The organism is bacterium, from assembly GCA_030693425.1.
Classification (GTDB): domain Bacteria; phylum Patescibacteriota; class Minisyncoccia; order Minisyncoccales; family GWA2-46-15; genus GWA2-46-15.
The window spans coordinates 428,590-453,288 of record JAUYAM010000002.1 but is presented as its reverse complement, the minus strand read 5'-3'; the positions used below and the strand labels follow the sequence as shown (position 1 = coordinate 453,288).

At 46.3% G+C, this 24,699-nt stretch carries 18 protein-coding genes and 1 tRNA gene; 2 read left to right on the top strand and 17 right to left on the bottom strand.

Annotated elements, in window-relative coordinates; translation table 11 throughout:
- Nucleotides 1-131 precede the first annotated feature (131 nt).
- Both ssb and rpsF read right to left on the bottom strand, forming a co-directional pair.
- Nucleotides 132-569 carry a single-stranded DNA-binding protein gene (gene ssb, locus Q8N16_02855; protein ID MDP3093680.1) on the bottom strand — a complete coding sequence of 146 codons (438 nt, stop codon included), beginning with the start codon at nt 567-569 and terminating at the stop codon, nt 132-134.
- Nucleotides 556-987, bottom strand: coding sequence for a 30S ribosomal protein S6 (rpsF, locus tag Q8N16_02850; protein MDP3093679.1), 432 nt, complete (start codon nt 985-987; stop codon nt 556-558). Before rpsF ends, ssb begins: the two co-directional genes overlap by 14 nt.
- A 290-nt stretch (nt 988-1,277) precedes the next feature.
- Here rpsF and Q8N16_02845 point away from each other — a divergent pair, with 290 nt between their 5' ends.
- Complete coding sequence (locus Q8N16_02845; protein ID MDP3093678.1) at nt 1,278-2,687, top strand: phosphomannomutase/phosphoglucomutase; 1,410 nt, start codon at nt 1,278-1,280, stop codon at nt 2,685-2,687.
- An 84-nt stretch (nt 2,688-2,771) separates the two neighbouring features.
- On the opposite strand, the gene Q8N16_02840 is transcribed toward Q8N16_02845, so the two are convergent.
- From Q8N16_02840 to Q8N16_02770, 15 genes are all read right to left on the bottom strand, one after another.
- Nucleotides 2,772-3,323 carry a hypothetical protein gene (locus Q8N16_02840; GenBank protein MDP3093677.1) on the bottom strand — a complete coding sequence of 184 codons (552 nt, stop codon included), beginning with the start codon at nt 3,321-3,323 and terminating at the stop codon, nt 2,772-2,774.
- 96 nt (nt 3,324-3,419) lie between these two features.
- A complete protein-coding gene (gene trpS / locus Q8N16_02835; GenBank protein MDP3093676.1) occupies nt 3,420-4,394 on the bottom strand; it encodes a tryptophan--tRNA ligase in 975 nt (324 codons plus the stop codon).
- 50 nt (nt 4,395-4,444) lie between these two features.
- A complete protein-coding gene (locus Q8N16_02830; protein MDP3093675.1) occupies nt 4,445-5,164 on the bottom strand; it encodes a DUF169 domain-containing protein in 720 nt (239 codons plus the stop codon).
- 76 nt (nt 5,165-5,240) lie between these two features.
- Nucleotides 5,241-6,410 carry a radical SAM protein gene (locus Q8N16_02825; protein MDP3093674.1) on the bottom strand — a complete coding sequence of 390 codons (1,170 nt, stop codon included), beginning with the start codon at nt 6,408-6,410 and terminating at the stop codon, nt 5,241-5,243.
- 193 nt (nt 6,411-6,603) lie between these two features.
- A complete protein-coding gene (locus Q8N16_02820; protein ID MDP3093673.1) occupies nt 6,604-6,855 on the bottom strand; it encodes a Trp family transcriptional regulator in 252 nt (83 codons plus the stop codon).
- Between the two features lie 105 nt (nt 6,856-6,960).
- A complete protein-coding gene (locus Q8N16_02815; protein MDP3093672.1) occupies nt 6,961-8,673 on the bottom strand; it encodes a ribonuclease J in 1,713 nt (570 codons plus the stop codon).
- Nucleotides 8,674-8,802: 129 nt separating this feature from the next.
- Nucleotides 8,803-8,885: transfer RNA gene (locus Q8N16_02810), tRNA-Leu, on the bottom strand.
- Between the two features lie 67 nt (nt 8,886-8,952).
- The gene (locus Q8N16_02805) at nt 8,953-9,528 is read right to left on the bottom strand and encodes a glucose-6-phosphate isomerase family protein (protein MDP3093671.1); all 576 of its coding nucleotides are present in this window, start codon (nt 9,526-9,528) and stop codon (nt 8,953-8,955) included.
- A complete protein-coding gene (locus Q8N16_02800) occupies nt 9,525-11,552 on the bottom strand; it encodes an ABC transporter substrate-binding protein (protein MDP3093670.1) in 2,028 nt (675 codons plus the stop codon). Before Q8N16_02800 ends, Q8N16_02805 begins: the two co-directional genes overlap by 4 nt.
- On the bottom strand, nt 11,552-11,803 hold the full coding sequence (secG, locus tag Q8N16_02795; GenBank protein MDP3093669.1) for a preprotein translocase subunit SecG: 252 nt from the start codon (nt 11,801-11,803) through the stop codon (nt 11,552-11,554). The genes Q8N16_02800 and secG overlap by 1 nt, the downstream gene beginning before the upstream one ends.
- A 111-nt stretch (nt 11,804-11,914) precedes the next feature.
- Complete coding sequence (locus Q8N16_02790) at nt 11,915-12,262, bottom strand: phage holin family protein (protein ID MDP3093668.1); 348 nt, start codon at nt 12,260-12,262, stop codon at nt 11,915-11,917.
- Between the two features lie 37 nt (nt 12,263-12,299).
- The gene (locus tag Q8N16_02785; protein MDP3093667.1) at nt 12,300-13,586 is read right to left on the bottom strand and encodes a GIY-YIG nuclease family protein; all 1,287 of its coding nucleotides are present in this window, start codon (nt 13,584-13,586) and stop codon (nt 12,300-12,302) included.
- Nucleotides 13,587-13,644: 58 nt separating this feature from the next.
- Nucleotides 13,645-17,832, bottom strand: a complete 4,188-nt coding sequence (locus Q8N16_02780; GenBank protein ID MDP3093666.1) for a Ser-Thr-rich GPI-anchored membrane family protein — start codon at nt 17,830-17,832, stop codon at nt 13,645-13,647.
- A gap of 90 nt (nt 17,833-17,922) precedes the next feature.
- The gene (locus tag Q8N16_02775; GenBank protein ID MDP3093665.1) at nt 17,923-20,277 is read right to left on the bottom strand and encodes a peptidoglycan-binding protein; all 2,355 of its coding nucleotides are present in this window, start codon (nt 20,275-20,277) and stop codon (nt 17,923-17,925) included.
- A 49-nt stretch (nt 20,278-20,326) separates the two neighbouring features.
- Nucleotides 20,327-21,325 carry a CapA family protein gene (locus tag Q8N16_02770; GenBank protein MDP3093664.1) on the bottom strand — a complete coding sequence of 333 codons (999 nt, stop codon included), beginning with the start codon at nt 21,323-21,325 and terminating at the stop codon, nt 20,327-20,329.
- Between the two features lie 481 nt (nt 21,326-21,806).
- Here Q8N16_02770 and uvrA point away from each other — a divergent pair, with 481 nt between their 5' ends.
- Nucleotides 21,807-24,662: an excinuclease ABC subunit UvrA gene (gene uvrA / locus Q8N16_02765; protein ID MDP3093663.1), complete on the top strand. Its 2,856-nt coding sequence runs from the start codon at nt 21,807-21,809 to the stop codon at nt 24,660-24,662.
- The last annotated feature ends 37 nt before the right edge of the window (nt 24,663-24,699 follow it).

Below are 24,699 nucleotides of genomic sequence, written 5' to 3'. Positions count from 1 at the left end.
GCTCCTCGCTTCGCTTGGAGCTACGGATGGCAGGCCATCCTCTATTTGCCCTGAAAGGTTTTACCAAACAGGCAGCGAAGGATGTCCTTCCGTAGCTTTAGCGGAGGAGGACAATTTATTTTGGTTATATTCTAAAACGGGATTTCCTTAACGTCGATCTCGCTATCATCTTTCTCTTCGATGATGGGAATTTCTTCTTGGGCCGGCTGTTGGCCTTCCTCTTTTGGAGCCTGGCTTGAGGCGGATTTTGGCCCCAGCTGCATTCTTTCGGCAACGATTTCGGTCCGGTACTTTTTTACGCCTGAGGCGTCCTGCCAGGATCTGGTTTCGACTCTTCCTTCGATTAAAACCAGAGCTCCTTTGGTCAGATACTGGGAGGCGATTTCCGCCAGCCTTCTCCACAAGACGATGCTGTGGAATTCTGCTTTTTCCTGTTTTTGGCCGTTGGCCGAGGTAAAAATGCGGTTGGTGACCATTCGGAAAGAGCAGACGGTCTGTCCGGCCGGAGTGCTTCTGGTTTCCGGATCGGTCGCCACCCTGCCCAAGAGGAAAATTTTATTTAAGTTCATTTTCGTCCTTATTTAAAATTTCCTCTAGCTTTTTCTCAATTTCCTCTAATTCGACCTTTTGGTCATAAGGCTTGGCTTCTTTTTCTTTTGCTCTTTTAAGAGATCTTCTGGGACGGGACGGGGCTTTAACTGGCAGTTTTACCAGGATCAGATAGCGGAGGATCTGGCTTTCGTCTTTTAACTTTTTTTCGAGCTCTTGAAGGCTGAAGGTGTCCAGAGAAAAATTAGTCAGCTGGAACCAGGCGGCGGGCTGTTTTTTGATTAAATAAGCCAGGTTCATTTTCTGGGGCAACAGGCTTTCAAAAACCAAACCTTGCCTTTCCTGGATAAGGTTGTCGATGTTTCTTGAGATTTCCTGGGCTTTTTCTTCGGGAACCTCAGGAGATATCAGATAAGTCAGCTCGTAATTCTGCTTCATAGGCTCTATGTTAGCAGGAAAAAACCTCGCTGGCAAGGACTAAAATGTGTTAAAATAAGTGTAGGAAATCCTAGCGTTGTTTACAGTTTTCGCAGCAATCCGCCACGAAAACACGCGTTGAGTTCCCCAGCGAGGAACTCACGCTCAGGCCTCGGCCTCGCTCCCGAGCACATAAAGCGTTATGTGCTCGGACCCTGCCCGCTCGGCCTGCGAATGGTTTTCTTAGCGGACTGCTGCTCCAAAACTTTGAAGAGTGTAAACAAGGCCGTAAATCTTACAAATAAAGTGACATGAGAAAAATCAATCCTTATATTTTCAGGGCTTACGACATCCGAGGAGTCTATCCCCGAGATCTCAACCAGGAAGTTGTTTCCAGGATTGCCCTGGCTTTCGCAAAACAATATCCTTTGGCAAAAACAATTGTCGTTGCCCATGACACCCGCAAAAGCTCGCCTGTTTTAGCTAAAGCGATAAGCCGGGCGTTGGCTCTGGCAGGAAAAAAGGTCATATCTTTAAGGACGGCTCCCGACCCCCTGTTTTACTTTTCCATTTTCCATTACGGCTTTGACGGAGGGATAATGGTTTCTGGTTCCCATAATCCGCCCGAATACAACGGCCTGACTTTGCACATCCAGAAATCAGGCAAAAAAGACAAAGGAGACATTATTCTCAAGGATTTAGAGAAAATCAGGGATTTAGCTTCTAAGAACTCGGGCGCCCTTCCAAAAACAGGAGGGAAAATCACGCCTTTTGATCCGCTGGAAGATTATTTAAATTGCGTCACCAAAAAGATCAAACTGGCTCGGCCTTTGAAAATCATGGTTGACTCGGGCAACGGCGCCATGGGCTATTTGCCGCAAAAGGCGTTTGAGAAATTGGGCTGCCGGGTCAAAACTCTTTACGGGGAGTTCGACGGTTCTTTCCCGCATCATTTGCCAGATCCTTACGAAAGGAAGAACCGTTTGGCCGCCGAAAGAGAGGTTTTGAGAAACAAGTTTGACCTGGGTTTTGTCTATGACGGCGACGGCGACCGGGTGGCAGCCATTGATAACCGGGGCAGGTCTGTTGCCGGCGACTTCTGTTTTTCAATGCTCGCCCGGCAGGCTTTGGCAAAACACAAAGGACCGATTGTCCATGACATGAGAGTTTCCAAAGCCTTCCTCGACGAAATGAAAAAAAGAAAGGTCAAGACCTACTTTTCTGTTTCCCACCACACCGCCGTTATAAAAAAGATAGTCAAGACTAAAGCTGTTTTCGGGGGAGAGGTGACTTTGCATTTTCTTTTCCCTAAAGACTATTATCTTTGTGACGAAGCCCTTTTCGCTTCATTAAAAATGGCCGAGATCGCTTCCGAGCAGAAAGACTTTGCCGCATATATCGACAGCCTGCCGAGATATTGCGCCAGCCCGGAGGTTTTTATTCCCTGCGCCGACGACAAAAAGTTTGAAATCATAAAAAACCTCCAGAGATTTCTGCGCCAGAACAAATACAAATTTGTTGATATTGACGGCGCCAGGATCCAGTTTCTCAATGGTTGGGCTTTGGCTCGGGCCGCCAACACCACTCCTTTCATCAAATGCCGTTTCGAAGGCAAAACCGAGAAAGACCTTAAAAACATTGAGTTAAAGTCCTTGGAGATTTTTAAAGCAGCAGGCGTCCCCGTTGCCGAGGAAACTCGCAAAGACCTCGGCCTGGAATAAAAAATAGATGGTTTCCAGAACTATTCGATAAACCTACGATAAACCTACGATCGTAGCTTTATCGATATATCAAGAAATAACGGACTAGATAACTTTGAAGATTTTTCTGAGATGAAGATCGTTATCAATTAATTCCAAAACGCCGTATCTGACGTATTTCCGCAGATTAAAAAATTCAATTAGGAATTCAATTTCGTCATGGCATTCAAACGGAAAAACCAAGACACTTTTCTGAAGCTCGTAAAAACCGAGATTTTTTAGTTTTTCCCGCAAAGCGTCTCGCCCCCTTCTTAGTTTTTCGGGAATATCAAAAACAACTATCCGCCATTTTTCATCCCAGACGCCAGGGTTGATTTTCATTTTGTCAAAATTGTAACCAAGTGCTTTTAATTTGCCCTTCTCTGTCAATTTCAAAATCAAAGTTCCATCGGAGTTTTCTTGTATATCGACTAATTTTGACTGATAAAGCTTTCTTATTTCTTGATTCAGTGTTTTCTCCTCGATGTTTTTCCACTCTTTAGAAAAGTGTTTTATGATTTTCAAGTGTCTTCTTGGAGAATAGGTGAGACCGATAGCTAGTCCGGAGAATGCCAAGAGAAGAATTTTTTGCTTTGTGGGCGACAAATTTTTTGACATATTGTTTAAATCTACGATCGTAGGTTTATCGATAAAGCTACGATCGTGAGTTTATTGAATGTTATTTAATTTAAATAATAAGCTAGGCGCAAAAGACTAAACAAGACCGGTTTTTTCCCTGACTTCTTTCATAGTTGACTGGGCAATGTTTTTTGCTTTCTTGGCTCCCTGGTCGAGGATTTCTTTGACGTAGACTTTTCTGGAGAGGAGTTCTTTTCTTTTTCTCCGAAGAGGCTCTAATTTCTCAATCAAGAGATCCGCCAGTTTTTCCTTGAACTTGGCATACCCCTGGCCCTTGAATCTTTTCTCCAGGTCTTTGATCGGCTTTTCCGAGAACAAGCTGTAGATCGTCAGGAGATTGGAAACGCCGGGTTTTTTGGCCAGGTCGTACTTTATTTCCTTGCCGAGATCGGTGACCGCAGCCATAATTTTCTTTTTGATTGTTTCCGGCTCATCAAAGAGGTAAAGGCATGACGAAGGGACTGACTTTGACATCTTCTTTTTTGGGTCAGTTAAGGACATAATTCTCGCTCCAGCTCCCGGCAGTTTCAGCTTTGGCTCGGGAAAGGTCTGGCCGAATCTTTGGTTGAATTTTCTGGCGATAGTCCTCGCCAGTTCCACGTGCTGACTCTGGTCGTGGCCAACCGGCACCATTTCTGTTTTATAAATTAAAATATCAGCCGCCATCAGAATGGGATAATTCAAGAGTCCGGCATTGATATTGTCTTTGAATTGCCGGGCCTTTTCTTTGTACTGGGTCATGCGCAGCAAGTCGCCGGCCGGAGTGACGCAATTCAAAACCCAGCTTAATTCCGTGTGTTCCGGAACTTGTGATTGGACAAAGAGAATTGATTTTTCCGGATCAATACCCGAAGCGATATAGGCGACGGCCGCGTCTAAAACATTATTGGGCATTTCTTCGGTTTTATACGGCGCCGCCATCGCGTGAAGGTCAACAATGCTGAAAACGCATTCATTCTTAGCCTGAAGCTCGACGAATTGCCTTATCGCGCCCAGATAATTTCCGATGTGGATGGCGCCGGTCGGCTGGATCCCTGAAAAGATTCTCATATCAATGGTTTGTTTATTAATTATACTAAAATCAATGGTTTTTTCAACTATTATTCGATACGGTCAACTTTTACCGGTGATAATTTCGGCCGGAACTTACCCTGGGAGCTTTTGCCCAGATTACCTAACATTCTTTCAAAATCTCGGAACTTTAGACTGATGAGCATTTTTTCCTCCGGCCAAACGGATTTACTCTGGAATTTTCCTTGATAATCGCGGTCATAGTAATCGATAAAATTGAGATGGGTTTTGCCGTTTGCTAGCGGCGCAAACAGAGAGATGCAGCTCGGCTGGTTTGGTAGGATTTCCAGCGGGTTGTATTGGTCAAAATTCAAAAGACCGAGAATGCGACTGGCTTGGCCGGGATTAATCAAAAGAACGACGATTGCCGGCTTATCCCTTGTCTGGAGCGGTTTGATGACAATAACCCCTTTTTTCAGGAAGAATGGCGGTTGCGGAATGGCTGCGAGAAACTTTTTACAGATATTTTTGTTTTTAAACACCCGTTCTTTTTTAACATATACTTTTGCGATCTCTTCGGTTTTTATTCCCGCCATCCCGAAAAAATAGTCTGCTCCCGGGCAGAGTTGAGGATGATTCTTTAAACCAAAGAAAGTTGTTTTTCTGTTCAAAAAGGCTCGGGCTAAAGCCGTGCAGGCTGTATCGCGATAATGTTTGGTTTTAGCGGGCGCCGTTTTTTGCACAAACACGCCCAAGATCTCGCTTCCGATTTTCAGCGCTTTCTTAAATTGCATAATTGTTGTTTTCATGTCTTTCTGAATTTAATTTTTAATCGGGACCAGGAAATAAGGCAGGAGCAAGCGGTGGTTTCTTGCTCCTGCTTTTTCATCTTTTCTTGAGCAGGCCGCAGCCGGAATTGCCCTGGAGCGGGCAGTTATCACATTGGGCGATCGCTGACCCTGGACCAGACATCGGCGGATACTCACGGGGTGTCATTCTGTATGGGTCACGGCGAATCTCAGCGGGAATGTGCCAGCAGCTTGGGCAAGAGGCGCGAGGGCAACCAAAGGTCAGAGTCGCTTCTCCCCGGCAGCCGCCGCGGCAGACCGAATAATACTGACAACTGCGACAAGGGCCGACAATCCATTCGTCTTGGTTCTTGAAAACCTCCATTCCCTGATTGGCCAAGATTTCGGCTAGTGATTGTTGTCGCAGGTCGCCATGCCTGACCGTCTGGGCGCAGCACGAGTATACTCCCGAATAATCGTCATTACCGAAATTTTTGACGTGTAATCCCGTGATGGTCATTGTGCATTTGGTGCCGTAGGCCGGCGGCGTGAGGATTTTGTCGGTCAGTTCTGGTGCGTGCTTTTCGTCCCATTTCTGGAGTTGCTGGAAAAGAGAGGCGACTTTTTCCGGCGAGGCGGAAAGGTCATTTGGCCGACCGTCGTTGCCGCGGCGATTCAGCTCAATGAAAGGGATATAGTCGTTTTGGCGGCACCACTGGTGAAACCGGAGCAGGTAAGGGAGAAAAGGTTTGATAACCACGGCTTCAGCAACAATGGTGATTCCCTTTGAGCGCAAAGTATCCAGGTTTTTGTAAGCGGCTCGGAGTTTTTCGGTGTAACCCGATATGCCTACATGCCGGTCCATTCCTTGTTCTGGTAGCGGCACCAAACCGTGCAGAACAATTGTGGTATTAGGCAGGGCTATTTGTTCGCAGTAATGCTTATCTGCCAGGCGCCAACCGTTGGTGCAAACAATGGGCGTTAGCCCTTGCTCGAGAACCCAATTGACGAACTTTGGCAGAGACGGATGGAGCGTGGGCTCGCCACCGATGAGAACGATTTCGGCAAAGCCGGCCTCTTTAGCTTCGCCGATCATTCTTTCGACGAATTCGTTGGGCATCAATCCCATCCTTTTCGGGTGCGGTCGGCGGTAGCAATTACCGCATTGTAAATTGCAGCCGGCCGCAATTTCCAGAGCAAAGCTTTGAAATTTACCTTGGCCATGTTCTCGGAAAGGATTGCCGCCGTAAAAACCTTTACTGTTCATTTTTGACTCCTTTTCTAATGTGCTTTTTGTCTGTGAAAGACAGCGACCACCTCGTTGTCTTTTTTCAAACAAAAAACCGTCTTGGCAAGACCAAGGCGGTTTGAAAACCAGTATATTACTTAATCAAAACTTGGCCTTGCCGAAAAGGGTAGGGCCCAAGACCAATTGTTTGTTATTCGTATTATTAAATACTTCATATTTGTTTAAACCTTCCTTTTTTTATCTCGTTTGATCCCCGAGTGATAGTGCCTACGCCTACTTTTAATTTTTCGGCAATCTGGTATTGGGGGATACGGCGTTTGAGCATTTTGACAATCTGTAATCGAGTAGGAATTTCTTGCAGCTCTTTGGGCGTCAAAATGCCCATCAAGAAATCTTTTGTGTCTTTTCGCGTTTTGAGGCGAAGTAGGCATTCTATTAATTCATCGACATAAGTCCAGTTCATAATCCTGTTTTATCGTTATATTACTAGACACTAGTATACTAGTATGATATAGCAAAGACAATAGGCTGTCAAGTGTTCGACGAAAAACAACGAGAAAAATTGGAGTTAAACTTCAATCACGACTGGCAAAATCATCGGCCTTCTCTGGGTCTGCTGGTACAAAAAGTCGCCAACTTTGTTCTTGATTTCTTCTTTGACGTAGGTCCAGTTGACCGCTCCTCCGGATCCGGCCGTCCTGTTGATAATGCCGATAACCTTTTTCCTGGTGTCTCTTAAAAGCTCTTTTGATTCTCTTAGGTAGACAAAGCCTCTGGAGATGATGTCGGGAGAGCCTTGGACCTGGCCGGTTTTCCTGTCGATGGTGGCGATGATGACAAACATGCCGTCTTTGGCCAGAACCTGCCGGTCCCTCAAAACCACTTCGCCGACGTCTCCTATCCCCAGGCCGTCGACCATGATGTAGTCAGAAGGCACTTCTTTTTTCTCGAGCCAGATTTCCCGCGAAGTCAGGCCGATCACTTTGCCGGTTTCGGCCATCAAGGAATTCTTTTCTGCAATACCCATTTCTCTGGCCAGTTCCAAGTGGGAAACCAGCATTGAGACTTGGCCGTGAATCGGCAAAAAGAATCTTGGGTTCATAATTCTGATCATTTCTTTGAGCTCTTCCTGCTGGGCATGGCCGCCGGCGTGGATGTCCATCATGCCGTAGTGGAAAACTTTAGCTCCCTGGCGGAAGAATTCGTCCTTGAGGTTCTGGACCTGGCGTTCGTTGCCTGGCACTGTTGAAGAAGAAAAAATAACTCCGTCTCCTTTCTTGATTCTCAGGGACTTATGCTCTTTATTAGCAATCCTCATTAAGACCGCCGATCCTTCTCCCTGGCTGCCGGTGCAAAGAATGGTGATTTTGTCGTCAGGGTAACTGTCAACGTCTTTGGCTTTTATAACGGTGCCCTTTTTCGTCTTGATGTATCCCAGGGCTTTGGCGATCTCTAAATTGGTCCTCATTGAGTAACCCTCGATAATGACTTTTCTTCCGTATTTTTCTGAAATAGTGATCAGCTGCTGGAGCCGGTTGATCAAAGAGGCAAAGGTGGCGGCAATAATTCTGCCCTTGGCCATTTTGAAGATTTCTTCTAGGTTTTTGAAGATCTCTTTTTCCGAAAGTGAATGGCCCGGTTCTTCAGCGCCGGTAGAGTCTGAAAGCAGAAGGAGAATCCTCCTTGAGCCGATTTCCCTGAGCCTTTTGAAGCTGGTCGGCTTGGCGTAGATGGGGTCGGAATCGAACTTGAAGTCAGAGGTGTAAAAGAGATTGCCGACGGGGGTTGAGATAAAAATCGCCAGGCTGTCAGGAATGTTATGATTCATCATCACGAATTCAATCTTAAAGGGGCCCAAAACAATTCTTGAGCCGTCTCTGACTTCGGTAATGTCCAGCTTTTGGCTGTCAGGAAACTCTCCCTGCCTTTTGATGATAATGCCTTTGGTCAATGGACTGGCAAAGAGCGGCAGGCGGGGGTTGATGACCCTGACCAGATAGGGGACGGCGCCGATGTGATCGTAGTGGCCGTGGGTAAAGACCGCGCCGACAACGTTCTTGGTTTTGTCTTTGAGGTACTCGATATTGGGAATGATGTAGTCGACCCCGGGCATGGTTTCTTCGGGGAACCTCAATCCCATATCAATGATTAAGATCTTTTCTCCGTATTCCAGGAGCATCATATTTCTGCCGACTTCGCCCAATCCCCCTAAAGGAATGAGGCGCAGAGCTTGCTCTCTAGAGGCGGGCGATGTCTGGCGCGTGTAATAATGTTTTTCCATAACGTTAAACTGTCTTAATTAAAACTTATTATAACGAAAACAATAGATTAGAGTTAGTAAAGTGGGCGAGAAGGAAGCCCCAAATCTCTACCTTCGGCAGAGCTACGGGGCAGGCCTCTAGATTTTTTGTGCCCAGGGCGGGATTCGAACCCGCATGCTTTTTAGGCACTAGCTCCTGAAGCTAGCGTGTCTTCCGGTTTCACCACCTGGGCGAACTACGCACTTGCCCCGTAGTCACGAATGTCCTTCGGGGTCTGCTAAGTTTCGCCATGCCCGCGTTTAACAGTTTAGAAAATCAAGGTTTTTGGGAAATGATTTCAAAGGCTTTTTCTCTTTTAGCTTGGGAACTCTTTTGTAGTTTTTGTTCTTTTTCCAGCCGGAGAGAGTGCAATAGTAGCAAAAGCCCTTGAGCCTTTTGATATTATGGTAGTCGCTTTCGGAAACGTCTTCAATCCAGGTGCCGATTTTCAAAATCTTTCCCGAGGTATTAATAGTGGTATGGGAATAACCCCTGGGCGAGATTATGGCCTGGCCCTTTTTGGCCCTGATAAAATAGGCGTCTTTGACCTTATTTCCTTGATCGTTTTGGAGAAGAAAGATTGCTTGCCCCTGCAGAACTTCGATCAGTTCTACGTATTCTTTGGGATGCTCGTGGCCTTTGGTTTTCGGATATTCCTTCCCCAAGAGCTTTGGGAAAATAACGGTTTGGTCGTATCTCAAACCGTCTTTTCTGTATTTCATTCCTCGGCTGACCTGATAGACTTTGAAATCTTTGGCCGATTTGGCCCAGTCTTTGTCAAAAAGAATATCTTTAAGATCTTTGACCAGGCGGATTTCCCTTGATTTTGTCTTCATTTCCATGCCCTTTTTATCTTTATATGCCAATTTTCAACGTCGACAAACCTTTTTGAGGGATCGGCGATTATGCCTGCTTTGATTCCGTTGATTTTTGGCAAAGCTATGTAAAGAAAATCCGGCTGGTAAAGGAAGACGGCGGGCGCGTCTTTGAGCAGGATTTCCTGGAATTCTTCCAGTTTTTGTTTTCTCAAATCTTCGTCAAAAGTCTGGCGGGCCTGCTCGAGAAGTTTGTCAGCGCCCTGGTTTTTGTAAAGGGCAAGGTTCAAACCGGGGTCTTTTTCCTGGGAAGAATGCCAAAAAGGGAAAAGGTCAAGAGTCAGCCCGAGGACCTCGCCGAACAAAAGGCTGTTATAATTCCTTGATTTCAAGAATTCGGAACTCAGCTGGGAAAAACTGAAGCTTTTTATATCCAGGCTGATTCCGGCTTTGGCCCATTGGTTTTTAAGAATTTCCGCAGCTTTCAGAAGAGTCGGGTCGTCAACGGTCAGCAAAGAGAATTTCAGCTGGAGAGTTTCCTGGCTCGGGCCGAAACACCAGTCATTCAGCTTTTTCCGCGTCACCAAGCCGACTTCACCGTTGCCGTTTTCAAGATTGGAAGGGGCAAGAACCTCCTGACGGTATTTTTCCTGGAACTTGATGACAGCCTGCTTGGTTTTGTCGCCAAAGACGCCGGTAACTTCTCCTTCAGGGTAAACTTCAGAGTCCCGGGCCAGGCATTTTTGGAGCTCTTTGACTTCGACGCCCTGAGATCCCTTGGAAAGGTTGCTTTTGAACTGGAAAGAGGGTTTTCTGTCGACTGTTTTCTGGCGGATCTGGGTTTGAGGATCCAATTTGAAACCGGTTTTGTCCAGGATGTCGTTGGCTTTCTTGAGGCTGAACTTGAAAATGGTCTTCGGTTCGGCAAAATTGAAAAGAGCTGGCAGAAGGGGCGAATCGGTAATCCGGCCGTTGCCGAACAAAACTTCATTGATTATCTCTCTTTTGTTGGTGGCGTAATTCAGGGCCGTCCTGATGTTTTTGTCTGCGAGGGGCGGGAAGCTCTTCTGATTAAAGAAAACAGCAAAGTATCTCGGCAGGCTGAAAGCATGGCTTAAAAACCCTTTTTTCTCCAGAAGGTCCTTGTCTTTCAGAGAAGGAAGGATGAAAGCCTGGATTTCTTTGCTTTTGGCCGCTTTCGCCAAGTCTTTTTCCTCCTCAAAGAAAACAAAAATAATCTCTTTAATATTCGGGATTTTGCCGTAATATTTGGGATTGACGTCTAGAGCTAATGATTTGATCCGGCCGGTTTCGCTCTTTTCCTGGAGAATTTCGGCGACCCGGTATGGCCCGGAACCGACTGGTTTTAGATTGAAGATCGCCAAAGGGAAGTTATCCGGAGAAATCCCTTCCCAGACCTTTTTCGGCATGATTTTTAGAGTCAGGGTTTCCAGGAAAGCAGGGTAGCTGTTTTTCAGCTTGAAGCGGATTCTTAAGTCGGAAATCCTTTCCACTTCAATGCCCAGCCAGTTCGCCCTCAAAGGGCTTTTGTAGTCAGGGTTTTGGATGGTTTTGATGGTGAAAATGACGTCGTCTGCGGTCAGAGAGGAGCCGTCCTGGAAAACTAAATCTTTTTTCAAAGTCAGATCCCAGATTTTATCGTTCTCCCTTATTTCATAAGTTTCAACCAAGTCGGGAACTATTTCTCCTTGGGAAGAATATTTCATCAGTCCGGCAAAAACCAGTTCTGTCAGGTCGCGATCAACGTCATTGACTGCCGCCAGGATCGGGTTGATGAACCTCGGCTGGCCTAAGACCCCTTCGGAAAAAGTGCCGCCGAAAGCGGGCTTGATTTCGGTGCCCTTAAAGTAAAAATCAAGAGACAAGAAAACTAGAGAGGCTGCAAACAAAACCAAAAAAGCCAGAAAATATTTTTTTTCCTCTTTGCTCAAGACTTCAAAAAACTTTTGGCATTGCCTCCTAGAAGGAAGATTTTCGAGAAACCTTTTTAATCTCCCTTTCGCAGAGGAAAGTAGGAGAGACATTAAACGACAAGATTTAGCAAGGCGAGCAGGATGAAAATGACGCCGAGAACAATAGTGAACCAAAATATGCTTTTTGAAGCTCCCCGCAATTTTCCAACAGTGGCAAAGCTCTGGCCGAAAGCAGATCCCAAAGCTTCCCCTCTTGGCTGAAGCAGGATCAGGATAATCAAAAGCAGGGCGACGACAATCTGCGCCGCCGGCAGATAAGGTTTAAGTTGGGAAATTAATCCGAGGATGTTTGAGAGATCCATGAGATTTTATTTGTCCGGCACTGGGTAGTAGAAACTCGAAAAAATCTTTGATCCCGTCCCGCTTCCAGCGGGACGGGTCGCGCGGCGAAATCGCAGCGACCATTCGAGTTTTCACTCCCCGGGCAGCCACTTTTGCAAGACGTAGTTCACCAGCCAGACAATGGCTGTTGTCCAAAAAAGAGGAATCAGGCCGGTAATGACCAGTTCGGTGAAGGCGATGTCAACCAGCCAGACCAGAACCATATTGATTATCAGGCTAAAAAGGCCGAGGGTCAATATTTTCAGGGGCAGGGCGATAGCATTCAGTAAAGGCTTTAAAAAGAAATTGACCGCGCCCAGGACGGCGCCAATAATCAAAAGAGTTTTCCAGTCGCCTGAAACCTGAACTCCGTTAATATATCTGTCGGCTAACCAGATGCCGGCAGTGGATCCGGCTACTCTCAAAATTAGGTTCCACATTGCTTAATAATAGCAAGAAAATAGTCGGCGGTCAATGTTAAATACTCAAGAATTTCTTTCGCCTCAATTTCAAGTGGTAGTTTCGGGCAAAGCGGTGGGCTTCGTCTCTTAACTGCAAGACCAGATTGAAAATCGGCCTGGGTAGGCTTTTGAGCAGAAGGACTGATTTCCGGCCCTCAATAAAGAGTTCGTTTTTCCTCTTGGCTAATGCAATTATTCTAATGTCTTTGGCATTCAGGATTTCTGATTTAGAAGCTATCGCCGCGTTGAGCTGGGGTTTTCCGCCGTCGATTAAGATTAAATCTGGATAAGGCCACTCGGGATGATTCAGCCTTCTTTTCAAGACCTCTTTGATCATGGCAACGTCGTTTGGCCCTCCGGAAATCTTTATCTTAAATCTTCGGTAAAAACTTTTGTCTGGTTTTCCGTCGGCAAAGCTGACCATCGAACCGGTTGCTTCCTGGCCCTGGATATTGGAGATATCGTAGGCTTCGATCTTGGAGATAGGTTTTTTAGATTTTAAGATTTTCTGAAGGATCTTTGAGGCGTCTGGTTGTGGAGCGGCGAGGGTTTTACTATGAGCAAAGATCGTTTCCAAGGCCATAATTTGATCCCTGATCCTGGCCGCTTTTTCAAAGTTTTGGATTTCGGCCGCCTCAACCATCCCTTTTTTTAAGTCCTTAAGGATCTTGGCTCCTTTTCCCTTAAGGACTGCGGCCAGGTTTCTGATATTCTTGCGGTATTCTCTGACATCAGGATTCGGCCCCGGGCAGAGCCCGATAAGGCAGCCTTGGCAAGGCTTTGAAGCGTGTTTTCCGGAGACATAATAGGGAAAAACCCGGCGCAAAAGTCGTAGGGCGATTTTGAGAGATTTACCGTCTATAAATGGTCCAATAAGTTTTAAGTTTTGAGCTGTGGCTTTGCGCTTTGCGTTTTGAGTTTTGAGCTTGCTGGCGGTCGCGTCTGGCTGGTGCGTTATAAAAATTCTTGGCAGTTCTTCTTTGGCAAAGCCGACATAAAGATAGTTTTTGCCGTCGCGCCACATGACGTTGTATTTCGGCAAATATCTTTTGATCAAATTTGCCTCCAAAATCAAAGCTTCGATTTCCGAGCCAGTTTGAAAGTAGCCGACCTTTTCTGTCAGATCGGCCAAGAGCTTGTCTTTGAGATTGGCTTTGCGGAAGTGGTCGCGGACTCTTCTTTTGAGGTTGACGGCCTTGCCGATGTATAAAATTTCGTTCTCGCTTGAGCGGAATTGATAAACGCCAGAGCTTTTTGGCAAGGTTTTTATTCTCGCGGGTTTAAGGAAAAGAAATCTTGTCATTTTAAACCCATTTCAGCTTTAGGTTTTACCTTTTCCCAGGATGTTTTTAACCCGCGCCTTATAGGCAATTGACAATCGCTTTTTGAATCGGGCTTTGGTCGCCTCTACCGGAGCTGTAAACTCTCCAGTAAAGCGTTTGGCCGCAGCGATATTGGTCCCAGCGCGCTTGGGGGCTATCGTGAGTAAGAGGGGATTTTTCGCCCCAGGTAAAGTCTAGGTAGGTGCCCCAGGACATATCCGGCAGTATTGACATATCAATTCGGTATAGGCTTGATGTTTCCGAGAAACTGAAATTGAAAGATGCTTTATCAGAAGAAAGGTCGGCAGAAAGATTGGAAAACACCGGGCTTTCTACTACCTCAAAACCTATGCCGAAGACGTTATTATTTTCATTGGGTTCCTTTAATTGATTTGAGGGATCCAGCTTAACCTCTATTTGTTTCATGCCGGGAGTCGGGAATTTAAAAACATATGCCGCCAAACATCCTTCTCCCGGTTGTAAGACGGTTGAATTGGTGCAGGTATTAGATTGATGGATGCTGCTGAATCCGTCCGCCTGTTTAGTATACATGTACACTGCCGGCGAAGCTGTGGCTTCACCCTGATTTATCATCTTGAAAGTGATAAGGATTTCTTGATTCACCAAGCGGCGGTCGGGCGTAACGGTCAGACCGGCTGGCGCCGCGAGATCGGGAAACTTAACCGCTTGTTTGCAAACGCCGTCCTGGCAACCAAAAGGGCATTGATAACCGGAGGAGGCTAATTTCCCATCCGCGTTGCAATACCCTTCGTTTAGTTGGTTTGACGTCGCGCTGTCAAAGCAATGATCGTAGTATATGCTGTAGTTTAACGTTTCATCGCGCCGGGAACTGGCTTTGTTGGGATCCTCGCCAAAAATCCAACCAGTTTGGACTGAACTAGCATATAGACCGGTAGCTTTTGCTCTTGTGTAATAGTTTTCTCCGCCGTCTGAATCAGTACAGGCGATAGAAGAAACAATGCTAAAGGGGGCGTTGCTGTCGTCAACCATATCAAATCCGGTCTGGGGATCTTGGACGTCTAGATTGACCCTTATAAAGTAGTTATCGCTGGGAGGGATTGATGAAGGGATAATCCATGTTTCCATGCCGTCGTTCGGCTGGCCCAAGTTTCCGATCTGCGCCACGTAATTGTAGTCCAGGTCGCCAGGAATTTTATTGCTTCTGTAAAGGAAAATATTAACAACGCTGTTACGGTAATTAATATTTTGCCACTTGATTGTCATCGGCGATCCGATGTTGAATTCCTCCCCGCCATTGGGGGAAAGGACGGTGATGGAAGGCTTGGCTATTGCCGCAGTAATGCTGAAATAATTGTCGCTCAAATCAGAATAGCACGCCCCAGCAGATTTACAGCCCTCAACTTTAATTTTGTAGGAACCGGCTGTGAAATTAGACGGGATCGCCCAATAATATAATCCTAAATTACCCGCGATATTATAAGCAATGTGGAATTCTTGCCCTGCAGAACTTACGGCAGAAATTAAAATATTATCAGAAGGTGTTAGGCCCGACGATTCCCAAATGATTGAATAGGTATTTCCCACTCTCCACTGTTCCCCTCCGTTGGGAGAAAGAACGGTGATGGAAGGAGTGGGAGAAGAAACAATGCTGAACGGCGCGTCGCTGAAGTCTATCAGAGACGGCGCTGGGCCAGTCATCCAAATAAGATACTTGCCGTCAGGAACATCAGAAGGAATTGTCCAATCATAACTCCCGGCCGACATCGGCATAGAAGTGACAATAACTTTTACTATTTGATCTGGACTTTCAGCTTTTCGAAGCTGAATCTGGGCCCAGGCGCCTGAAGCAAAACCGCTTGATGACCATTTAATGGTGTAAGACACCCCTTTTATAAAAGTTTCCCCGCCGTTTGGTGAGATAACAGTAACGAAAGGCTGAACATTACTTCCCACAGTTACATTGAACGTGTGATTAGCGCTTCCGCCTCGGCAGTCATTTACTGTTGCCTTCACCGTGTATGTTCCCGCGTTTGCCCAGGCATGAGACGCTTTGAAAGTCCAGCCTTGTTTGTTTTGCGGATTGGGCAACACGCATACTTCTGCTATTCCGGTTCCGTCTCCCCACGAGACTGACCAGGAAAGATTGTCGCCATCAGCATCGGTCGCGCTCCAACTGAACGAGACGGATTGGCCGACTTTGATATCTGAGGGTATGGCAGGGATTCCGCTGATAACAGGGGGATTATTTGCACCCGTGCTTACAATCTTGAAGTAGCTATTGCTTGAGTCGCAGATTGTAGAATTGATTTGACAAACCTGAATGGTGTATGAGCCGTCGGGAGCAGTATTGTTTGTGTCCAAAACCTTGCCCACCGGCCAGCTATATAAAGAACCGGATACGCTCTTTGCAATCGTATACGACGGCGCAACCACATTCATGGGGCAAATAGTCTCGGTGCACGGCGGATAGTAGGTGAATAACTTAATGTCATAGTATTTTGGCGCGGGAGACACGCAAGACGCTCCAGCTCCAGTTGCGCATAACGAAATTGGCGTGTTGTCCTGCCACTTGATCGCCTGTGTCGTTCCTTTTATCCATTTCTCTCCGCCGTTGGGGGAGAGAACGGTAATACTTGCTTCATTTCCGATAATAGTCATCACGCTTCCAACAGCGCTGCCACTTTTTTGAACAGCGGAGTTGGAGCTTAGGCCGGTGGCAGACAAAGCTTCGCTATTTATCACTAGCTTAAAAGCGGTGGTAGTGCTGTTTAAAGATGCTTCGGCTTTGACCGTCAGTATTTTTGACGCATTCTTAGAAATAACCCAATTGAGATTAGTAACCGCAACATATCCAGACGAGTTTGGCGAATACCAAGGAAGGCCGATTTGGACTGCGCCGTCGTAAAGTTTGAACTTGACGACATCCCCGACCGGCACTGGGCGACTCTCTGACGCCAGAAACGGATAAATATCAAAACCATTGATTCTTATATCCTCAACGTTGCTGGCAGTGAATTTTGCTTTTAACAAAGTGGTGCTGACTCCTTTTATAATCTTCTGCGCAGGCGGCGTATCAGGAGAAGTAGAAAGGTAGAGAGAACCTGTAGCTGTTGAAACAATGCTGAAATAATTATCGCTCAAATCAGAATAGCATTCTCCAGTGGGCTTACAGGCATCAAGTTTAATTTTGTAGGAACCGGCTGCAAAATTAGACGGAATCGCCCAATAATATAACCCTAAGTTGCCTGGGATATTGTAGGCAATGTGGCCTTCCCACCCCGTAGAACTTACGGCAGAGATTAAAATTTTATCAGAGGGTGTTAGACCTGACGATTCCCAAACGATTGAGTAGGTTTTGCCTATCACCCAATTCTCCCCGCCGTTGGGAGAGAGAATGGTAATAGAAGGACCGGCGGTAGCAACTACAGAATGATATAGCCTATTAGACATACTTCCCGCGACGGTCACCCAGGAAATCCAGGTGCCGGTTTGAGTGTTGTTTGGGATAACTTCCGTGATAGTTTGCTTGAAGTTGCCGTTGGCGTCAGTAGAAAATCGTGAACCACCGCAACCTTCTCCAACCGAACAGCCCGGCGGCCAGTCAAATAAACCATTATATTCCATTGTCCCGTCTGGTCTTTGAAGGTAAAAGAGTATCTGCGAATTCGGCTTCCCATTAGAGATTTTCCCGACAAAAGTGTATTTTGTGCCGCGCGTCAATGTCTTACTCCAATCTCCCATCTCATTAAATACCTCCACTTGATATAAAGGTCTCGTTGTTGGCGGGAGAATACAGCCATAAAGCTTGTTCAGTTTTTCTCTGGTTGCCTTGCCGACAAAGCCAGTGCCGTATTTCAACCCCAAAGGCGTCAATATTTCTGAAGAGTATTTTACCTGAAAGCCAACCACAGCTGAAGCGGTGTATTCGCCAAATACGTTATTGGCAAATTCGTCTTCATTGATGTCGAACCCTTGTTTTTCCAGAGCAACATGAAGAGCATCAACTTCCGTACCGCCAGCATCACCATATTTTAAATTAGTATTAAAATCGTGGCACCAAACCGCAGTTGTGCCTGGCAATTGCTGTAATTGCTGCTGCAAAGCAACAATTTGGGCTTGAAGTTGTGCTATTTGATCTAAAATCTCTTGGCTTGTAATTGCCCGTGCCAAAGAGGGGCTTACAGCTAAACTAAAAACCCCCGAGATTATTAGGATAAAAACGATTTTTGAGATTCGTTTTGCCATATTTTAAGCTTAATTTATTATGCTCTTCTGCCCTCAATATACCCCCCCGGCCAATAATGTCAATTACGGGTATTAAGGAGAAGGTTTTGGCTATTGAGAAATATTATTGTAATCGGCGATATATTTCCACCAGTTGTTGAGCTTGCCCGAGCTGGTTCCGGAGGCGCGGGGCAGGTGGCTTAGCCACCACTTGTGGTAACTGCGAGAATCGCAGTTCCAAGCCGAGCAATTAATGTTTTGCCTTGCGCCAATCAAGTTGGGGTAATTATACCAGTCGCCGCAGTAAGAATCGACATAACCGGCATTGCTCCAATCGTAATCCGATTGGCTATTCGGGGCGTAATGGACGTTGCCGCAGCGAGCCTGGCCCGGCGTAGTTTTATCGTAATGAGTATAAATATTCCAGGCGTGGTCAGACAGGGTGTTATTCCACGAGCCGTAGACGTGCCACATTGTTGATTCTGTTCGGTGGCCGAGGTCCTCGAGCATTTCCGACACTCCTCTTTCGTAATTAAAGCCCATAATCGGCAGGAGCTTATTGCAGGTAGTGCCGGTCAGGGGCGGGGAGTTGTACCAAAAAGCTCCTGGTCCGGCTAATCTAGACTCGTAGTATCCGAACCACGGTCCGCCGAAAAGCCAGAGTTCGTCAATAAGGCCGCTGTTCAGTTTTTCACAGATGTTATAAGTACTGAGAATTAAATTGTAGTCAACTTCCCAAGGAGTATGGCAAGTAGAGTTGTTGTTCAGGCACTGAAGATAAGACTCGTCGGTATACTGATAGCCGTCTTTGAGGCGGAAAATGGCATCTGCTTCCAGCCTTTCGGAAATCTGGTAGTTGGCAAGATTGGCAGAAGCTTGTTTGACGTCCTGGATATACTGTTGGCTTAATTGGTCAGGGTCGTTCCAACCCTTAAAAACAGTCAGCTTTTTATTCCCCTCAGATTCAATGACGGGGTTAAAAATCAAAAGATAGACTTTTGGGCTGACCGGGGTGGGTTGGGGTAGAACATTGATAGTGACCGAGTCCGACGCCTGACCGGCAGTAGAAGAGCAGGTGAGGGTGTATGTTTTTGAGTTGGTTAGGGCGCCGGTGTTTTCTGACCCTTGAATTGCTTTAGTTCCCGACCAGCCGCCCGAGGCAGTGCAGCTGGTAACACCGGTTGAAGCCCAGGAAAGATTGGCGCTAGCGTTGTAGGAAATGGTGATCGGGCCGTCAGAACTGTTTGCCTTCAGATCAATGGCGGGAGCGGGCAGGGTGCTGAAAGTCTGCTTTTGGCCGTAGGCAGTGCCGCCGGCAGTAGTGCGGATTGCCGCCCTAAAATGGTAGGTGGTGCCGGGAATCAGGTTAGCAATTGTTTCAGAAAAAGAGGCCGGACTCGTTATCTCTTTCCAGACGGTGGCATTGCCGTAAGCGATCGTTGGCCCCCATTCGAACCAGATCCAAGCCGGGCTAGTTCCCCCAAAAGAAACAATGTTCCCGTTTAACTGAGCCTGGCTGATCTGGACGCTGCTTGCTTCGTTGGTCGTTGCCTGGGGAGCGGAAATAGCGGTGGTGACGGTTAAAGAAAAAACGGCACTTCTCGTTAAGTTATTGGCGGTTCCAATAATAGAAATAGGATAAGCGCCGGCTGGCGTTGAAGAAGAGGTGGAAATCGATAAAACCGAGGAACAATTCAAGTAGCAGCTGATTGAAGAGAAAGAAGAGGTGACATTGTTCGGCAAACCGGTGACGGAAAAAGAAACCGGATAGCTGTGGCCGGTGTTGGAAACCGCATAAACATTGGTTGTTGTCTGTGTTCCCTGGCTGGCAGAGTATGAGGGCGGACTGACAGATAAATCAAAGTTAAAGACAGTTGGCGAGGGCGACGGCGACAATGACGGGCTGGGAGAAGGCGACGCTGACGGCGATGGCGAAACCGAAGGGCTGGGAGAAGGCGAGGGAGATGGGCTAGGCGAAGGAGTCAAAGGGTTTTTTGCCGTTGAAACTAAAAGCGAATTTAGCTTTGCCTGGGTGGCTTTGTCGACTATGCCCGATCCTTTTGCCTGGCCGGTGAGGTTCAGGATTTCTGAAGCGTATTTTTCCTGAAAAGCCTTGACCGCTGTTTCGGTCCAGTAGCCGAAATAGCCGGTGGTCTGACATTTCTGGCAGAAAAAACCTTCTTTTTTAAGGATTGTCTGGAGGTGCTTGACTTCATCGCTGTAGTCTTGGGATTTCAAATCTTTGCTAAAAGCAAAGCCGGCCGGCACGTTCTCGTAAGAAGGGATTTTTCCCTGAAGCTGGATGAGCTGGACCTGGAGCCTGGCAATCTGGGCTTTTAAGTCAATTATCTGCTCCAAAAGCCTTTTGATATTTTCCGGATATTCAGCTTGAGCCCAAGGCAGGCCGCCGGCAAAAACAAGAGAGATTAAGGCTGCCAAGAGGATGATTTTAAGCGGTTTTTTCATATTCTTATATTATAGCGAATAGGATTCGATATATCGAGCATACTGCTTGCTATAGCGCAATTTCCGGCTGGAAAAACTCATTAATCTTTATCTTAGTTGGGGAGACTTTTTTAATCTTTTTGTCCTGGATAGTGACTTCGAGAATTTCTCCTTCAAGAGTTTCTTCAGAAAAACCCTGGTCAAAGACAAAATTCCCTAAACTGTAAAAGATATAACGGCCATTGTATGTTTCCGAGCTTTGGATGACGTGAGGGTGGGAGCCGACAACCAGGTCTGCTCCGGCGTCAATGACTGTTTTTGCCAGATCCTTTTGATGCTGGCTGGGCTCTTTGGCATATTCTTCTCCCCAGTGGAAAGAGACAATGACCAGGTCTGCCAATTCTTTTGCCAGCTTGATATCTTGTTTTATCCTTTCGAGATTTTCTTTTGAGATTGAGGCGATACCAAAGCTCTCACCTTTGGCTTTCCAAGAAGACGGGCTTTCGTCTGCGTAGGCAAAAAAGGCAAATTTGGTTTTATCGACTGTTTTGATTGTCGGGGAAAAAGCCTGGCTTTCGGTTCCAGCCCCGAGCGGAGAAATCCCGACGTCAATCAGTCGGTTCAGGCTGTCTTGAAGAGCCTCTTTACCGTAGTCAAAACTGTGGTTGTTGGCCAGAGACAAAATGTCAAAGCCGGACAGCTTTAACCCTTCAATGGCTCCAGGCTCTGCCCGGAAAGAATAAATAGAGCCTTGTTTTTCGCCTTTGTCTGAAATTTGGCTTTCAAGGTTGGCAATAGCCAGATCGGCTTGCCTGGTTCTTTCTGAAATTTTCAGAAAAGGGAAAGAAAAATCGTTTTCTCCGTATTTTCCGACCATGTATTCCACGCCTCGGTCGAGCATGATGTCACCGGCGAATAAAAGGATAATCGGTTTTTCCGGCTCCGGCGCGGGAGTTGTTGATGCCCGGAAATCAAAAACAGCCGGTTTTAAAACAAAAAACATTCCAATTAAAATCAGGGTTAAGCAAACAAGAAAAGCGAAGATTTTGGCAAAAGTTAGCCGAGTCATTTCTTAATCAATTATATCACTTAAGGTAAGCGCCGCCGAGTGTTTGTGCGAAGCCGGGCTTCGCACAAGATCAATTTCGCATCATTTTCAACTCTGTTTATCATTTGAGTTACTTGACCGGAGTTGCCTAGAGTTGCTTAACCGGGTTAAGCAACTATTAAGCAACTACTGTTGGTTTACTTGGAGTTGCTTAGCCGGGTTAAGCAACTACCAGGTAACAGCTCGGATCGCCAAAGTGTATCATATGTCATGAACCAGTACATAATATTGAAAAGCTTTTAAAATTAAGGTATAATGCGCCTATTGCCTTGCCCCGTAGGAAATCATAGGGGTTTTCGTGGTCAACAGAATGAGCGGGATATTTTCTCTTCAAAAACCCTTTCTTCATTTCTAAGCCTGGTTATCTGGAATCGTCAGGCAATCAATCTGAGTACGGAAAATATCCCATTTCCTACGGGGCTTGACTTAAACTCATCAATAAATGCCGGAAAACTTCATTAAAATTCGCGGGGCGAGGGTGCATAACTTGCAGAATATTGACGTTGATATTCCCAAGAATAAATTGGTGGTCATTACCGGACTTTCCGGCTCCGGAAAAAGCTCTCTGGCTTTCGACACTCTTTACGCCGAGGGGCAAAGAAGGTATTTAGAATCTCTGTCTGCCTATGCCAGACAGTTTTTGGGTGTTTTGCAAAAGCCCGACGTTGACAAGATTGAAGGGATTTCCCCGGCTATTGCTATTGACCAGAGAAAAGCAAGCCATAACCCGAGATCTACTGTCGGCACCATCACCGAGATATATGATTATTTGAGGCTTTTATTCGCCAGAGCCGGAGAGCCTCATTGCCCAAAGTGCGGCAAAAAAGTAGGCAGGCAGACGATTGACCAGATAGCTTTACAAGTTTACCGGCTGCCTAAAAGAACAGAGATCATGATTTTGGGGCCGGTCATCAGGAGCAAAAAAGGCGAGCACTCAGGCGTTTTGGAAGAAATTAAAAGAGCCGGTTTTGTCAGGGTCAGGATTGACGGCATTGTTTACAGGATCGAAGAAGCTTTGGGAAAAGCCCTTGACGGGAAAAGAAAGCATGACATTGAAGTTGTTGTTGACAGATTGGTGATTGACAAAAGTTTAGACAAATCCAGGCTGGTGGATTCTTTGGAAACGGCCTTAAAGCTCGGAAAAGGGGTAGCGATTGTTAGCGTAAAGCGCAAACCGCAAAGTGCAAAATCCGAAAATGAGGACCTGATTTTCAGCGAGCACTTTGCCTGCGAGGAATGCGGAGTATCGTTGCCTGAAATCGAGCCTCGTCTTTTCTCCTTCAATTCTCCTTACGGCGCCTGTCCGGCTTGCCAGGGTTTGGGGGAAAGGCTTGAGGTAGATCCGAAACTGGTCATTCCTAATCCAAATCTGACTCTGGGAGAAGGGGCGATTTTTCCCTGGGCCCACGCTTCACATAAAACCGGCAGGCAGGGGTTTTTCTGGCGGCGGCTTCAAAATCTCTCGGAAAAGCACAAAGTTCCTTTAGATATACCCGTGAAAGAACTCTCAAAAGAGGCAGTCAAGAGCATTCTTTACGGAGACAAGAACATGGAAGGAGTTATTCCTTGGCTGGAGAGAAGGTATCATCAGACCGATTCAGACTACGCTCGAGCTGAAATCGGACAGTATATGGCGGAAAGGCTTTGCGAAGAATGTCAGGAAAAAAGACTGAAACCAGAAGCTCTGGCTGTCACGGTTTCGGGCCTTTCAATTGACAAGGCCGTGGACATGAGCATTGCCGACTGCCGGAAGCTTTTTGAAAACCTTCTTTTAAAGAAATCGTTGACTTTGCGGCAGAAAAAAGTTTCCCAGCCGATTTTAAAAGAAATCTTGAACAGACTCCAGTTTCTCATTGACGTTGGCCTTGATTATCTGTCTTTGTCCAGAAAGGCTTCTACCCTGGCCGGGGGAGAAGAGCAGAGGATAAGATTGGCAACCCAGCTGGGCAGCCAGCTGACAGGCGTTCTCTACATTCTTGACGAGCCTTCGGTTGGCTTGCACGTCAGAGACCAGCAAAGACTTATCCGGGCCCTGAAAAAATTAAGGGATTTAGGAAACACTATCATAATAGTAGAGCACAGCAAACAAGCAATTGAGGCAGCAGATTGGATAATTGATATTGGCCCTGGAGCCGGCAAGCACGGCGGTAAGGTTGTTTTTTCGGGCACGCCAAAACAGCTTTTAAAAAGCAAAACCTTAACCGGGGACTATTTGGCTGGCAGGAAAACAGTTGAGATTTCAAAATGTTTAACCTCAGGGGTTAAACAAGTTAAACAAGAACAAAAAAATTTGGTGATAAAAGGTGCAAAAGAGCACAACCTGAAAAGCATTGATGTGAAAATTCCTTTAGGGAGATTTGTTTGCATTACTGGCGTTTCTGGTTCTGGGAAAAGCTCTTTGATGAACGATATTTTAGCTAAAGCTTTGATGAAAAAGTTTTACCGAGCCAAGGAAGAACCGGGGAAGCACCAGATAATTTTGGGATTGGAGCATCTCGATAAAGTGGTTCTGGTTGACCAGTCGCCGATAGGCCGGACTCCCAGATCCAATCCGGCAACCTATAGCGGAGCCTTTTCCCATATCAGGGATCTTTTTTCCAAAACTAGAGAAGCCAGAATAAAGGGTTATCGGCCGGGCAGGTTCAGCTTTAACGTCAAAGGGGGGAGGTGCGAGGCTTGCGAAGGCCAAGGCGAGATCAAAATCGAGATGTACTTTTTGCCGGACGTTTATCAGGAATGCCAGGAATGTAAGGGTAAAAGGTTTAATCAGGAAACCCTGGCGGTAGAATATATTCCTGCCGGCGAGGCTCGCGGCAAGAACATCGCTCAAGTCTTGGAAATGACAATCGAGGAAGCCCTAGGCTTTTTCAAGAACATTCCGGCATTGGTTCAGAAGCTGAAGACCCTGAATAATGTCGGTTTGGGCTATATTGAATTGGGCCAGCCGGCAGTTTCTCTTTCTGGCGGAGAGGCCCAGCGGGTAAAATTAGCAGCTGAACTTTCCAAAAAAGCTACCGGCAAGAGCCTATATATTTTAGATGAACCAACTACCGGTCTCCACCCCGATGACATCAAAAAACTCTTATATGTTTTAAAAGAATTGGTTAATCGAGGCAATACCGTGATTTGTATAGAACATGAATTAGACGTAGTGAAAAATGCAGATTATGTGATAGATTTAGGACCAGAAGGAGGAGACGAGGGAGGATATATAGTAGCCGAAGGAACGCCCTTAGAGATTATCAAAAGCAAAAGGAGCTATACCGGAGAGTATTTAAAAAACGTTCTTGGAAAATGAAACCGACCCTGCGCTAAGAACGCAGGGTATTCGGCGG

Coding starts and splice junctions, on each gene's coding strand:
- Q8N16_02780 (MDP3093666.1), bottom strand. CDS start 17,832: ATGGCAAAACGAATCTCAAAAATCGTTTTTATCCTAATAATCTCGGGG.
- trpS (MDP3093676.1), bottom strand. CDS start 4,394: ATGAGAATCTTTTCAGGGATCCAGCCGACCGGCGCCATCCACATCGGA.
- Q8N16_02825 (MDP3093674.1), bottom strand. CDS start 6,410: ATGAACAGTAAAGGTTTTTACGGCGGCAATCCTTTCCGAGAACATGGC.
- Q8N16_02770 (MDP3093664.1), bottom strand. CDS start 21,325: ATGACTCGGCTAACTTTTGCCAAAATCTTCGCTTTTCTTGTTTGCTTA.
- Q8N16_02815 (MDP3093672.1), bottom strand. CDS start 8,673: ATGGAAAAACATTATTACACGCGCCAGACATCGCCCGCCTCTAGAGAG.
- Q8N16_02790 (MDP3093668.1), bottom strand. CDS start 12,262: ATGTGGAACCTAATTTTGAGAGTAGCCGGATCCACTGCCGGCATCTGG.
- Q8N16_02775 (MDP3093665.1), bottom strand. CDS start 20,277: ATGAAAAAACCGCTTAAAATCATCCTCTTGGCAGCCTTAATCTCTCTT.
- Q8N16_02800 (MDP3093670.1), bottom strand. CDS start 11,552: ATGTCTCTCCTACTTTCCTCTGCGAAAGGGAGATTAAAAAGGTTTCTC.
- rpsF (MDP3093679.1), bottom strand. CDS start 987: ATGAAGCAGAATTACGAGCTGACTTATCTGATATCTCCTGAGGTTCCC.
- ssb (MDP3093680.1), bottom strand. CDS start 569: ATGAACTTAAATAAAATTTTCCTCTTGGGCAGGGTGGCGACCGATCCG.
- uvrA (MDP3093663.1), top strand. CDS start 21,807: ATGCCGGAAAACTTCATTAAAATTCGCGGGGCGAGGGTGCATAACTTG.
- Q8N16_02785 (MDP3093667.1), bottom strand. CDS start 13,586: ATGACAAGATTTCTTTTCCTTAAACCCGCGAGAATAAAAACCTTGCCA.
- Q8N16_02805 (MDP3093671.1), bottom strand. CDS start 9,528: ATGAAGACAAAATCAAGGGAAATCCGCCTGGTCAAAGATCTTAAAGAT.
- Q8N16_02845 (MDP3093678.1), top strand. CDS start 1,278: ATGAGAAAAATCAATCCTTATATTTTCAGGGCTTACGACATCCGAGGA.
- Q8N16_02830 (MDP3093675.1), bottom strand. CDS start 5,164: ATGAAAACAACAATTATGCAATTTAAGAAAGCGCTGAAAATCGGAAGC.
- secG (MDP3093669.1), bottom strand. CDS start 11,803: ATGGATCTCTCAAACATCCTCGGATTAATTTCCCAACTTAAACCTTAT.
- Q8N16_02820 (MDP3093673.1), bottom strand. CDS start 6,855: ATGAACTGGACTTATGTCGATGAATTAATAGAATGCCTACTTCGCCTC.
- Q8N16_02840 (MDP3093677.1), bottom strand. CDS start 3,323: ATGTCAAAAAATTTGTCGCCCACAAAGCAAAAAATTCTTCTCTTGGCA.